Origin of the sequence: Parabacteroides chinchillae (genome assembly GCF_900108035.1) — a bacterium.
GTDB classification, from domain to species: Bacteria; Bacteroidota; Bacteroidia; order Bacteroidales; family Tannerellaceae; genus Parabacteroides; species Parabacteroides chinchillae.
Genome location: NZ_FNVS01000002.1, coordinates 80,847 through 94,703, shown reverse-complemented (window position 1 = coordinate 94,703; position 13,857 = coordinate 80,847). Strand labels below are relative to the sequence as shown.

The following is a 13,857-nucleotide window of genomic DNA, read 5'->3' as shown; positions in this document are numbered from 1 at the left end:
TTATACTTGTTTTATAATTTATCATCAAATAAGAATGAATCTCGTTTTACATAAGCAAAGACAGCCGCAATAAGTGCAATACATCCATTAAAAATAAAAGCAAACTGTTGGGATTTTATATCAAACATCGACTGGAAAAAATCGATAATGAACGGGCATGATAAAATAGCCAGATAATTCATTGACATGACAAACGCAAGCGCCAAAGTCACTTTTTTCGGAATAGCCGTCCGCGTAGTTTTATCATAAGCAATCGGCTGGATAACACCATATCCCAATCCTATTAAAATACATCCCAAACCAATCAACCACTCGGTTCGCGAAACTACTATCAAGGCCATCCCTACAGCAATACTCAGCAAACTGTAAAACTTCGTCTTATTCCTGAGCAAGCCTACTATCTGGTTCAGCATAAGGCCCGGTGCCATAATAGCCAAAAAGAACAACGAAATCATCAGTCCCGAATTGCCACTCGTAAACTTATACTCCTTCATCAGGAAAGGCAGGTTAAAACTAATGATTATAACCAAGTAAGTAGCTAACCCGTAGAAAAGCATAATCTGGATCAGCTTCTTTATATCTACTCCGAGTTTACCTTCTATAACCACCTGACCGGATGGTATTGCCGTCGTTTTTTCGGAAACCGTAGCCGGTTCCACCTTGTCCATATTATTCTTTAAATAAAACGACAGGACAATGGAAACGATAGGCAACAAATATACGGCAAATGGCAGATGCCAGTTAATTTCGGCAAGATAGCCGGTAACAATCGTTGCTATTACCAATGTAACGTTTGTAATAGCAGAACTTAACCCAAATTGTTTCGTACGATACGCCCCGATAAAAAACTTAGAGATCAATCCTGTCGATAAAGGTACTATCAACCCCGAACCTATTCCCATCAATGCACTGACTGCAATTAATTGCCACATTTTATCAGACAGCAAATATAACACACCGCTAAGTGCAAAAATAATCAGTCCTGATTGCAACAGCCATATCGTATTTACTTTCTCATTCAGTTTACCAGCCAAAATAATGAATGGAATAATCAATAAGGAAGGCAACGATGACAACATCTGGATATCCAGTTCCGTCGATTTGGGAAAAATAACGGCCAATTTCCCCAAGATAGGAGACACTGCCAGACCTGGTAACGCGTTTAAGGCTGATATAGACCATATGCCCACCAGTGTGATTAAAGGGATGGTTCCCTGTCCTGTTTGTATTTTCATAAGATACAGTATTTATTCTACGAAAAACAAATCATATACGATGAAAGTTTTGCATATATCGGTCGAGTGTGCTACGGCACTAAAAAACGCCAAATAATGTAAAACGGCAAAACATTCGGAAAAGACATCTGTTTGGCTATAAACGCTCGATGGGACATAAATTCCCATTGATTCAAACATATTATTAACATCAAAAACTAAATCAAAATGAAAGACTCAGATTTCAGAAAAGGTGATGCCAAAACGGCAATTTTCGGTTCCGAAATGATGTTGAATCCCTCTCCGGTAGATAAAATACCTGATGGTCCTACGACCCCGGAGATTGCGTACCAGATGGTAAAAGACGAAACCTTCGCACAAACACAGCCACGTTTGAACTTGGCAACCTTCGTTACCACATACATGGATGACTATGCAACCAAATTGATGAACGAGGCAATCAATATCAACTACATCGACGAAACGGAATATCCGAGAATTGCTGTTATGAACGCAAAATGTATCAACATAATGGCTAACCTTTGGAATTCTCCGGACCCTGAAAAATGGAAAACAGGCGCACTGGCCATTGGTTCATCCGAAGCTTGTATGCTAGGGGGTGTTGCCGCATGGTTGCGCTGGCGTAAAAAAAGACAGGCACAAGGAAAACCAACAGACAAACCTAATTTTGTTATCTCGGCCGGATTCCAGGTTGTATGGGAGAAATTCGCACAGTTGTGGCAGATAGAAATGCGCCAGGTACCTTTAACGTTGGACAAAACAACGCTTGATCCGGAAGAGGCATTAAAGATGTGTGATGAAAACACCATTTGTATCGTCCCTATCCAAGGTGTTACATGGACTGGTCTGAACGATGATGTGGAAGCCCTTGACAAAGCCCTTGATGCTTACAATGCAAAAACCGGTTATGACATTCCGATCCATGTAGATGCTGCCAGCGGTGGTTTCATTTTACCATTCCTGAATCCTGAAGTAAAATGGGATTTCCGCTTGAAATGGGTTCTTTCCATCAGTACGTCAGGACATAAATTCGGATTGGTTTATCCGGGGTTAGGCTGGGTTGTCTGGAAAGGTAAACAATACTTGCCTGATGAAATGTCATTCAGTGTAAATTATCTGGGAGCCAATATTACACAGGTAGGTTTGAACTTCTCTCGTCCGGCTGCACAGATACTGGGACAATATTACCAATTTATCCGTTTGGGATTTGAAGGTTACAAACAGATACAGTATAACTCTTTGGAAATTGCCAAATACATCCACGATGAAATAGGTAAAATGGTTCCGTTCGTTAATTACAGTAAGGAAGTTGTAAACCCGCTATTCATTTGGTATCTGAAACCGGAATATGCACAGAAAGCAAAATGGACACTTTACGACCTGCAGGATAAATTGCAGCAGAGCGGCTGGATGGTTCCTGCTTACACATTACCGGAAAAACTGGAAAATTACATAGTTATGCGTGTTGTCGTACGCCAGGGATTCAGTAGAGACATGGCCGACATGTTGCTTGGAGACATTAAGAATGCCATTGTAGAACTTGAAAAACTGGAATATCCTACTCCTACCCGTATTGCCCAGGATAAAAATATTCCTATTAAAGGAAAAGTCTATACACATACCGGTTCAGGGCATTCAACAAAAAAGTAATCTATGGAGAAGCATATAACATTAGCACAATTGAAAGAGGTTGCACAGGAGGCATACAACCAGTTCAAGTCCAACACGGACGGTAAGAATGCCGACTATATTCCTTATCTTGCCAATATAGACAAGAACCTCTTCGGTATCAGCATCTGTCTGCTTAACGGGCAAACAGTCGAAATCGGTGATACGGAGTATCGCTTTGGTATCGAATCGGTATCAAAAGTACATACCGCCATCCTTGTTTTGCGTCAGTACGGCGCGCAAAAGCTACTGGACATGATCGGAGCCGATGCAACCGGACTTCCATTCAACTCCATCATAGCCATATTGCTGGAAAACGACCACCCTTCTACTCCATTGGTAAATGCAGGTGCCATTACAGCATGTAGTATGGTTCAGCCGGTAGGTGATGCAAAAAAGAAATGGGATGCCATTGTATCCAACATAACCGATCTTTGCGGAAGCGCTCCGCAGTTGATTGACGAGTTGTATAAATCGGAATCGGCAACGAACTTCAACAATCGCTCTATCGCCTGGTTGCTGAAGAATTACAATCGTATTTACGACGATCCCGACATGTCGCTTGATCTTTATACACGCCAATGTTCTTTAGGAATTACAGCCAAGCAACTTTCTGTAGCAGCTGCTACGGTTGCCAACAAGGGAGTAAATCCGGTTACCAAAAAAGAAGTATTTGAAGCAGATTTGTCGCCCAAAATCACATCCCTGATTTCTACCGTTGGCTTCTACGAGCATACAGGAGACTGGCTCTATACCTCCGGTATTCCGGCAAAGACCGGCGTAGGTGGCGGCGTAATGGGCGTATTGCCCGGACAGTTCGGTATCTCGGCTTTCGCACCTCCATTAGACGGATCAGGCAACTCTGTTAAAGCGCAGCTTGCCATTAAGTACATCATGAACAAGCTGGGATTAAATGTCTTTGGCGGAGATCACGCTGTATTTGGATAAAAAGCCCGGAATTAAGGAACGCAGGTAACGCAGACTATATTAATTATTAATAGAAGTCTGCGTTACCTGCGTTCTCTGTATACTAAAGGGACAGTTAAATCTAATTCATGCCCTTGTTTCGTAATACCTACGAAGTTAATAACATCGTTCTTTTAAAACCGTCAGACTACTCTGACGATTATAATACGCTCGTTCTACGGTCGGCAGATCATTAAAATAAGGTCAGAAACATACGGCTCGTTATAGCTGAAGGTGTTTTTTATTTCTCCGGCTGGCTTGGTTTAGCGTCTTTGCCCGCATTTGTGGTTTCGTCTGCATTTTTATTCTGATAATATTCCATTTTTTGAGCATTTGCTTTCTGTACAATGCTTGTAACGTAGACAGTAAAGATTGGGAACATCATCATACCCAATGCAGCAAGCACTACAGACAGAATACGTCCGGTTGTAGTTACGGCCTCAATATTCGATCCTACAGTCGTAACGTCCATGAAGGCCCACCACAGCGCATCACCGTAATTGTGAACCCCGGTGTTCACTCCCAATTCGAGCACATAGAAAATAAGGCTGGAAAAATAAACAGTGGCAAACAACATCGTTATATAAGAAACAAATAACCCCGATGCTCTATTATAGGATAACCAGCCAACTACAATAGCCAAGGCATATCCACCTCTTACCAAAGGAATAAATTGGATGAAGTAATTTACCTCCTGCGAAAATTCAAGTTTGAAGTAATGAATAATGTACTGGTAGGGAATAGCTACAAGAAAGAAGATAAAATGCGAACGAATATAACGCACTTTATTTTTCGATAAGAAAAATTCAAGAAAGAAATCGAAAAGAAAAAACAAACATATCCACAATTGTATCTTCTTGTACGAAGGTTGCGTGTAGAATTCTATATTATTAAATGTATCGAGCGAAATGCTTATCACCAAAAAGAGGGACATAAGCAAAATCAATACATGCAACACTCCGTAAATACCCTTTTTACGAAGTACGATTTCATAAAGAGCCATCTTCATTATATTATTTTTTAGTAGTTAAGAAGTCGGGAAGACTGTAGCTAACTACTCGTCTTCCCGACTTCCTGATTAATGACGATAACAAAAGCATCGGAAAAATTGTTCCACAGCGAAATATGTTAATTAACCAAGTTTGACAAATCCGTCATGAAACATCTCCAGAGTTGTATTGTTATTACCACAGACTTAAACGCAAAGTGACATTGTATTCACTTTTTAAAAACATAAATCTATGGCAAATATTAACAAAGCAGTGAAACTGGGAGTGTTTACTCTCGCAATCATGAACGTAACGGCAGTTGTATCTTTACGCGGACTGCCGGCCGAAGCAGTTTACGGACTGAGTTCGGCATTTTATTATCTTTTCGCCGCAATCGTATTCCTGATCCCTACTTCTTTAGTAGCCGCCGAACTGGCCGCCATGTTCCAGGATAAGCAAGGTGGTGTATTCCGATGGGTAGGCGAAGCATACGGTAAGAAATTAGGATTTCTTGCAATATGGGTGCAATGGATCGAAAGTACGATATGGTATCCTACCGTACTTACATTCGGTGCTGTGTCTATTGCCTTCATCGGAATGGATCATCCGGAAGATATGTTGCTTGCCAATAATAAATATTATACGCTGGCAATTGTATTGATCATTTACTGGTTGGCTACTTTTATTTCCCTGAAAGGTTTAAGTTGGGTTGGTAAAGTTGCCAAAGTCGGTGGCATGGTAGGTACAATTATTCCGGCTGCCCTGCTTATTATCCTGGGTATTATATATCTGGCAACCGGGGGACATTCCAATATGGATTTCAGCGGCAGCTTCTTCCCGGACTTCTCCAAATTCGATAACCTGGTTCTGGCAGCTAGTATCTTCTTGTTCTATGCCGGTATGGAAATGGGTGGTATCCACGTGAAAGATGTAGATAATCCTTCTAAAAACTATCCGAAGGCTGTATTTATCGGCGCTTTAATCACAGTTATCATTTTCGTGCTGGGTACATTCGCATTAGGTATTATTATCCCTGAAAAGGACATCAACTTAACACAAAGTTTGCTGGTTGGTTTCGATAATTATTTCAAATATATACACGCTTCATGGCTGTCTCCCGTCATTGCCATAGCATTAGCATTTGGTGTATTGGCAGGCGTATTGACATGGGTTGCCGGTCCTTCCAAAGGTATCTTTGCTGTTGGTAAAGCAGGTTATCTTCCTCCATTTTTCCAAAAAACCAATAAATTAGGTGTACAGAAAAACATTCTGTATATACAAGGCGCAGCAGTTACTTTATTGAGTTTACTGTTCGTTGTTATGCCGTCGGTACAAAGTTTTTATCAAATCCTGTCACAACTCACAGTGATCCTTTATCTGATAATGTATATGTTGATGTTCTCCGGTGCTATCGCATTGCGTTATAAAATGAAGAAACTAAACCGTCCTTTCCGTATTGGTAAAGGAGGAAACGGTTTGATGTGGATTGTCGGCGGACTTGGATTCTGTGGTTCACTATTAGCATTCATATTAAGTTTCATCCCGCCGAGTCAGATTTCAACAGGAAACAACACCGTATGGTTTGCCGTATTGTTTATCGGAGTAATTGTTGTAGTAGCAGCTCCGTTTATTATCTACGCAGTCAAGAAACCGACATGGGTTGATCCTAATTCTCAATTTGAACCGTTCCATTGGGAAGAGAACAATACGCAAAACACACAGAGTACTCAGAGTGCACCGAAAGCCTGATACATAAATATGTCTGTTTATTAAATAAGAAAGGATGTATCCCTCACGGACACATCCTTTTTCTTTATAAAATACGTAGGTAGTTGTATGGACTTATTTCGAGTCCCCTGCCATACTCAATGCTGTTGTGGTTAGATAATATTTAGTAAGCATATTAGGAATTTCCCATTCCGGCATATTCCCTTGATTCAAATAACCGAGATATTTCCTTATAACGGACGAGAAATGTTTTTCATGTCCCGACTGAAGTTCAACAGGAACAACGATTTCCCAACGATTCCCCTCCTCTTTAAGGGCTACTCCCGGGTATTCCGTCTGCAAGTCGGCAATTGCCTGATCCAGCATCTGACGGTAAGTGGTTTTATTAATCTTTTTATCTCTTTCTATATATAACTTCGGTACAAATCCTTGCTCTTCTCCCTGGAGAATAGAGATGGTTCCTTTCGTCCCGCGAATAATAGATTTATGAATATCTCCAGCTCCTTTAGGCGCTTCAAAGTTCCATATCACACTTAAATCTATCAGCTTACCTTTTGCCATATATTGAAAAGAGCCGTTAGAATAGACATTCAATACGGAATCAGAAACATATTTACCGAGAAAATCCGGATACTCAGTTAATCCGGTAGACATAGTAAATTGTTGTTTTGACAACGGAGTTGCCCAATGTTTAGCCGAAAGAAGCTGTATATCTTTCTTGTAATCTACAATCTGTTCGGGGAAACACTTCCAATGGATCAGGTCTACCAGGTGTGTTGTAACATCTACTATACCTTCGCCTTGCTGCTCTACATCATAATACCATACCGGACGTATCAACGGTTTACCGGATACCACTTTATAAAAATGATGTATGCTGGAAACAGATACTGCCGGTTCCTTCTCCGTACCATCTACGAGTTCACCGAAAAGTTCCGGATTCTGCATCAAAAGGCGTTGTATCTCACTCCATACATCGTAGCGTTCCGTCATTATATCATAGAGCATTACGTTGTTTTGAGCTGCTACCCCAAATGCCTTCTCCAATTTTTCAAAACTGGCTTTGTCTATAGCCATCGGCTTATCCGAAAGGACATTGAATCCGGCAGATACAGCTTGCAGGATATAATCGGTCTTATCGCGGTTATTACCGGCAAGCACAACAACGTTATGACTTTTCTCAGTCTGTCTTTCCTGCAGCATTTTTTGCAGGAAGTCGTTGCCACGATAAACAACTTCGTTCCAATGCGTAGGTTTCTCTTCGCGGTTATTGTAAGATTGAATAAGTTTAAGATGGCTATCCAATTCCGGCCCGTCGGGTGCATAGACATAAACAGTAGAATCAACACCATCCAAGGCTTCCTTTTGTACTAATGCAGCATGGAAATGGCCGGGAGCTAATGTTATCAGTCTTACCTCTCCGTTCTGATCAGAGGAATTATCTACTGTCTTCTTCGATGCCGGATTGCAGGCACACAAGAGGATTGATAAAAGATATAGTGCATATTTCATAAATACCGAAGTCTTTTTACTTATTTATCCAGCTTAATATTTAGCAACGATTTTAGCAGCCTCGTATCTGGCTTTGTCATAAACAGCCTGCATAGATACCGGGCAACCACCCTGGCGTTTGCTTTCGTTGGAAGCTTCCATGAATGTAAAAATCTCTATAGTTTCTTCCGGTGTAACAGGAACAACTTTTGTCTTGAAAAAATTCACTATCTGAACCAGCAGGCATTCATATCCGCTATATTCGCCAACCTGGACCTTTCCGCCTTCGCAGTATGCCGTTCCACCATAAGCATCCTTACCTTGACGAATACCACGGAAAGTACCGATACGTCCGTCTTCCCAAAGACCAACTACAACATCTGTACCTTTTGCCGACGTACGTGAAACTTGTTTGCAACCTGTACCCATTACAGTGTAAAGAGTTTCCACACCATGTATACCGTACCATGCAAAGTCGGTATGAGATGGTTCGCCAGGAGCTGGAGAACAACAGTCTGCTCCCATGATCTTCCCGAACTTGCCATTACGCAAATCCTGATTTTGCGGAACATAGCGCAAAGCAGAAGAAGAGAATACAGGAACTTTGTATTTATCAGCCAGCATGAAGATGGCAATAGTTTCTGTAAGGTCTGCGGCAACCGGTTTGTCTATATACAAGGTTTTGCCAGCTTTCAAGACTTCAAGAGCTTGTTCAAGATGCAAGTTTCCATCGTTTGTTTCAAGCATAACGCAATCCACTTTCTTCAGCAGGTCTGCAATGGAGTTGACTATCTCAACGCCATTTTCTTTCGCTTTATCTATATATCCCGGAATACGCTTCATACTATTTTCTATAGTACGGGAACCATACGGATAAGCAGCCACAACTTTAAAACCTGAAAACTCCGGTTTGGGATTCTTGCTATTCAGCATACCTATAAAGGCTGGTGAATGTGAGGTATCTAATCCTATAATACCAACTTTAACCACTTTCTGTGCATAAGTCACACCTATAGCAAGACATGCTATAATGATAATGGATAGAATTCTACGTTTCATAATGCATTTATTTTTAATTTAACTATTTCTTGTTTTAAAAGAGATGCGCTATCAGCATCCAGATACAACGTTGCTCCTTGCTTGCGTCGTAAGATGGAAGCCGGGCAAATTTCGGAAATTTCTCCGTTGATTGTATTATAAACGGCCTGCGATTTTGTCTTGGCCGGTACAATACAATACATAAACCGGGCAGATACGAGTGCCGGTATCGTCAGTGTGAAAGCATGGGTAGGCACTTCGGACAAGTTGCTGAAACAACCGTCGTGAACTTGCTGCATACGACATTTTTCATCAAGTGAAACAACTTTCACCAAACGGGGATCATTAAAATCTGCCACATGTGGATCGTTAAATGCGATATGCCCGTTCTCTCCTATTCCGAGGCAGACAATATCTACAGGGTAATCTTTCAACAACTTGGAATAACGGGCACACTCAACGTGAGGTAAAGTTGTCTGCCCGTCAATGTAGCTCACACTCTTAAAAGGTATACGGTCGAACAACCGCTCTTTTAAAAAATTGCCAAAGCCTTGTGGTGCATCTTGTTTTAACCCGATGTACTCATCCATATGGAAAGCGTTAATTTTGGTCCATTCAATAGTGGTATCGGCAGTCAATGCCTCTAAAAATTCATTTTGGGAAGGGGCAGCAGCAAATATCATATTAATTTCATCCTTTTCCTGTAATAACTTATGTATGCAGGATGAAACTTCCTTAGCAGCACTTTCTCCCATTTCCCGGCGGGTGGAATAAATCTCAACCGTCAACTCATCTTTTGTAAAATTCATTGTAGTTTTTATGGTTTTAAAATATTATATACGACATTTCCTTCTATTATAGTTGACTTGATATTAATATTTTCATCACAGATAACAATATCGGCATCTTTACCTATAGCTAAAGAACCTTTCCGTTCATCTATTCGCAAGATACGCGCAGGCGTAGAGGTAATCATTCGAATTGCTTGGGCAAACGGGATTTCTGCAACTTGTATCATTGTTCTTACCAAGCGATCTGCCGTTGCAACACTTCCTGCGAATGCTGTCCGGTCTGGTAGTTTTGCAACTCCATCTTCAATAATGACAGGTTGTCCTCCTTGCAAACTTCCTAAAACAGATGGTCCATCAGGCATGCCTGCTCCTCTCATTGAATCTGTCACCAATGCTATCTTGTCCGGCCCTTTGAACTTGCAAACAAATTGAAGAAGGCTTTTAGGAAGATGCACACCGTCTGCAATAATTTCAACAGTCATGTCATCTACCATATAAGCAGCCTCAACAACTCCTGCATATCTATATGCATTTCTACGCGTTACAGAAGACATACATGAATAAAAATGTGTAACATGAGTAAAGCCTGCGTCAAATGCCTGTAAAGTTTCTTCATAAATAGCATCCGTATGTGCTATAGAAGGCAAAATATTCCTGGACCGTAATATTCGTCCAAATTCCATAGCTCCATCCAATTCAGGAGCCAGACTCCAACGAATAATGTCGTCTGTTGCATCCAGAATCTTCATATACTCTTCAGGAGACGGATTCCGTAAATATTTAGGGTCCTGTGCTCCTCGTTGGTTATAAGAGAAGTAGGGGCCTTCCAGATGCAGTCCCAGGAAGGTTGCCCCCTTCTTATTTAGTGGTTTTACGTGATTGTATATTTCAAAAGTATGGAACAATTCTTCATTTGTACTGGTAAGCGTTGTTGGTAACAAAGCCGTAGTGCCATGTTTAGCATGCATCTCGGCAGCACCAAGATAAGCCTCGGGAGTTGCATCCATAAAATCATATCCTCCGGCTCCATGCGTATGCATATCAATAAAACCCGGTACTACATAATTACCATTTGCATCTATATAGTCTATAGTACAAACGCTATTTACGGTATCCTTCAGTTCTATAATTTTACCATCAGAATAAGCAAGGTCCTCCCTACTGATTGTACCGTCAGGAAGAAGTATTTTTCCATTCTTTATAATTGTTATTTTATTCATCTCATCTAGTTTTGAATGACCATGATTTAATCTTATGTCCATATACGGCAAAAAAGATCAGATAAAGATAGCATGGTGTCAATATCCAATAAGCATGCCGTATGGAAAACATATCTGCCAAATGACCGTATGCCAACGGAAGTACAGCATTACCGCATAATCCCATTACCAACAAAGACGAACCAATCTTGGTGAAACGTCCTAATCCTTTGATAGAAAGAGGCCATATTCCGGCATATATCAGTGAGTTGGGAAATCCCAATCCGACAAGGAACCAGATAGAAAGATTGGCTTCATGGCCGAACAAAGTTAGATCTATATGAGTGGATAGAGCCACACCAAGAGAGAATATCAATCCAAGTATACAGCAAAACTGAAAGGCACGTGTCTGTGATACATATTTGGGAATCAATACGATTCCCAGCATATATCCGAAAATTGTTGCAGTCAGTGTGTATGAAGGAAATACTTTTGCCTCAAGCAGATTTATTCCCATCGAACCGGCATAACCGATAATAGTATCAATAGCAATTACCTGTGTCCCTACATGCAGAAACATAGCAAATGCTCCCAGAATCAAGTACGGAAACTGGAATATGGAAGTGTGCGTTCCTCCAGAGCTTGCCTCTTCCTTATTTTCTTCCTCCTGATTAATCTCCGGCAATACCGAATAGCGGATAAATATACCTACGGCAAACAAAAATACACTCAGAATAGTATATGGCCATATTACCCGGCAAATCAAATCGTCAAGAACCAGATTTTTCTCTTCTTCCGTATAAAAACCAGCATCCAGTTGATCGAAAACAGCAGCATCACTGACTTTCAGGATTACGGCAGCAAAGATCAGCGGAGCGATAATACCGGCAAACTTGTTGCAGATACCCATTATACTGATTCGCTTCGCCGCACTTTCTATCGGCCCAACAATGGTAATATAGGGATTTGCCGCAGCTTGTAATATAGTCAATCCGGTTCCTATGGAAAAAAGTCCGATCAGAAAAATCAAATACGTACGCATCAATGCTGCCGGCACAAACAACAACGCTCCTGCCGCCATACAAAAGAAACCATACATAATTCCTTTCTTAAAGCCGGCTCGTTTCAGAACATATGAAGCCGGTACGGACATTACCAGATAGGCTATATAAAAAGAAAATGTTACCAGATAAGACTGGAAATGAGTTAACTCACAAGCAATCCTAAAGTACGGAATAAGAATTGCATTCACCCAGGATACAAATCCAAAGATAAAAAACATCATTCCAACAATAGTAATCGCCATGTACATGGTTCGCTTTGAGTGGATCGGTGCAGTATTTTCTACAGACATAATTTTATTCAAGGTTAATTCGATTTATGATTATAACTTCATTTCCCATCCTTTTTCATACGTACGTCCCCAATATTTATTGGCTTCGCAGTCGTTCAGAATACGTCCATTCTGATGGTCTGTGGTTAACATATGTCCAGAACGTTGAGCGATATTACCCAACTGTACTAACAATGTGCTTTTATGACCAGACAGAATATCTGCATTCAATGGAGTACCCTTACGGATACCGTCGAAGAAATTCTGGATATGAAGAGCATCCAGCTGTTCTGCCGGATTCATCAGATTACGAGGATCAATAGCAATCTGACTCTTTACGTGTTTTACAACTTTATCATCCAAATCATATACAGTATACGCATTGGCTCCAGTAATCAGTAAGCTACCTTTTTCTCCGTAGAACATTGCTCCTACCGTACTGCCTTCTACTCCACGACCATTACAGCTACGTCCTTCCCAGGTCATGCATTTATTATTGCCAAATTCTATATTGACTATCTGAGTATCCGGTGTTTCCCAGTCGTCATTATAACAATAGCGTCCACCAACAGATGTGACTTTTGTAGGGTAATCCAACTCCATACCCCAACGAAGAATATCCACCATGTGAGTTCCGTTATTCAATGCTTCACCTGTACCCCAACGCCAGAACCAGTGCCAGTTATAGTGAACAACATTATCTTTATAGGCTACACGGGGAGCCGGGCCTTGCCATAATTCCCAATCCAACCAGTCAGGAACTGCAACCTCTTTACCAATACCAATAGACGGACGATTGTTCGTATACCAGCTCTTTCCGTAATAAACTTTACCGATAATCCCGTTCTTCAACTCCCGAATACCTTCTTGTACATTCGGCCACGAACGACGTTGATTACCCATTTGTAATAATTTGTTATACTTCTGGGCTCCACTAACTAATATTTCCCCTTCTTCCGGAGAATGGCTACAGGGTTTTTCCAGGTATACATTTTTACCGGCTTGCATAGCCAGCAAAGCAGCCGGTGCATGCCAATGATCAGGAGTTGCAATAATGACTGCATCCATATCTTTAGATTCTAACATCTTACGAAGATCTTTGTCTGTCTTCACTTTATTTCCTGCTATCTTCTGGATAGCTGAAGCACACTTCTGGATAGCCCGGCTGTCAACATCACATACATGGTTAACTTCACAACCTTCCTGTTTAGCAAAGTTAGAAGCCAGAGCAAGCCCTCTTGAATTAACTCCTATAGCCCCGACTCTTATCTTGTCATTTGCTCCAACAATATTATTATAACTCTTGGCACTAAAACCTTCCAGTACGCCTCCAAATGATAGCATTGCTGTTCCAACAGCTGCCTTCTTAATAAAATTACGCCTTGTTGTCATGTTTTCTTGGTATTAAATATTAGTTTA

Annotated in this window: 11 protein-coding genes; 3 read left to right on the top strand and 8 right to left on the bottom strand. The window is 41.0% G+C overall.

Annotation, left to right across the window (positions count from 1 at the left end; genetic code table 11):
- Positions 1–11 precede the first annotated feature (11 nt).
- Positions 12–1,235 carry an MFS transporter gene (locus C4S38_RS02300; RefSeq protein WP_103982384.1) on the bottom strand — a complete coding sequence of 408 codons (1,224 nt, stop codon included), beginning with the start codon at positions 1,233–1,235 and terminating at the stop codon, positions 12–14.
- Positions 1,236–1,442: 207 nt separating this feature from the next.
- Here C4S38_RS02300 and C4S38_RS02295 point away from each other — a divergent pair, with 207 nt between their 5' ends.
- Positions 1,443–2,885: a glutamate decarboxylase gene (locus C4S38_RS02295; protein ID WP_103982383.1), complete on the top strand. Its 1,443-nt coding sequence runs from the start codon at positions 1,443–1,445 to the stop codon at positions 2,883–2,885.
- A 3-nt stretch (positions 2,886–2,888) separates the two neighbouring features.
- Complete coding sequence (glsA, locus tag C4S38_RS02290; RefSeq protein ID WP_103982382.1) at positions 2,889–3,851, top strand: glutaminase A; 963 nt, start codon at positions 2,889–2,891, stop codon at positions 3,849–3,851.
- Positions 3,852–4,110: 259 nt separating this feature from the next.
- Here the strand turns inward: glsA and C4S38_RS02285 are convergent, their stop codons facing one another.
- A complete protein-coding gene (locus C4S38_RS02285) occupies positions 4,111–4,878 on the bottom strand; it encodes a potassium channel family protein (protein WP_099465730.1) in 768 nt (255 codons plus the stop codon).
- Positions 4,879–5,110: 232 nt separating this feature from the next.
- Here C4S38_RS02285 and gadC point away from each other — a divergent pair, with 232 nt between their 5' ends.
- A complete protein-coding gene (gene gadC / locus C4S38_RS02280) occupies positions 5,111–6,607 on the top strand; it encodes a putative glutamine/gamma-aminobutyrate antiporter GadC (protein ID WP_103982381.1) in 1,497 nt (498 codons plus the stop codon).
- Between the two features lie 93 nt (positions 6,608–6,700).
- Here the strand turns inward: gadC and C4S38_RS02275 are convergent, their stop codons facing one another.
- Genes C4S38_RS02275 through C4S38_RS02250 form a run of 6 tightly spaced genes read right to left on the bottom strand, consistent with a single transcriptional unit; the run spans position 6,701 to position 13,830 of the window.
- A complete protein-coding gene (locus C4S38_RS02275) occupies positions 6,701–8,098 on the bottom strand; it encodes a putative oxidoreductase C-terminal domain-containing protein (protein WP_103982380.1) in 1,398 nt (465 codons plus the stop codon).
- Positions 8,099–8,131: 33 nt separating this feature from the next.
- The gene (locus C4S38_RS02270) at positions 8,132–9,136 is read right to left on the bottom strand and encodes a Gfo/Idh/MocA family protein (RefSeq protein WP_103982379.1); all 1,005 of its coding nucleotides are present in this window, start codon (positions 9,134–9,136) and stop codon (positions 8,132–8,134) included.
- The gene (locus C4S38_RS02265) at positions 9,133–9,924 is read right to left on the bottom strand and encodes a glucosamine-6-phosphate deaminase (protein ID WP_103982378.1); all 792 of its coding nucleotides are present in this window, start codon (positions 9,922–9,924) and stop codon (positions 9,133–9,135) included. The genes C4S38_RS02270 and C4S38_RS02265 overlap by 4 nt, the downstream gene beginning before the upstream one ends.
- An 8-nt stretch (positions 9,925–9,932) precedes the next feature.
- Positions 9,933–11,126 (bottom strand): N-acetylglucosamine-6-phosphate deacetylase, encoded by a 1,194-nt coding sequence (gene nagA / locus C4S38_RS02260; protein ID WP_103982377.1) that lies wholly within the window; start codon positions 11,124–11,126, stop codon positions 9,933–9,935.
- Position 11,127: 1 nt separating this feature from the next.
- A complete protein-coding gene (locus tag C4S38_RS02255; protein WP_103982376.1) occupies positions 11,128–12,459 on the bottom strand; it encodes a sugar MFS transporter in 1,332 nt (443 codons plus the stop codon).
- Between the two features lie 30 nt (positions 12,460–12,489).
- Positions 12,490–13,830 (bottom strand): Gfo/Idh/MocA family oxidoreductase, encoded by a 1,341-nt coding sequence (locus C4S38_RS02250; protein ID WP_103982375.1) that lies wholly within the window; start codon positions 13,828–13,830, stop codon positions 12,490–12,492.
- Positions 13,831–13,857: the final 27 nt, after the last annotated feature.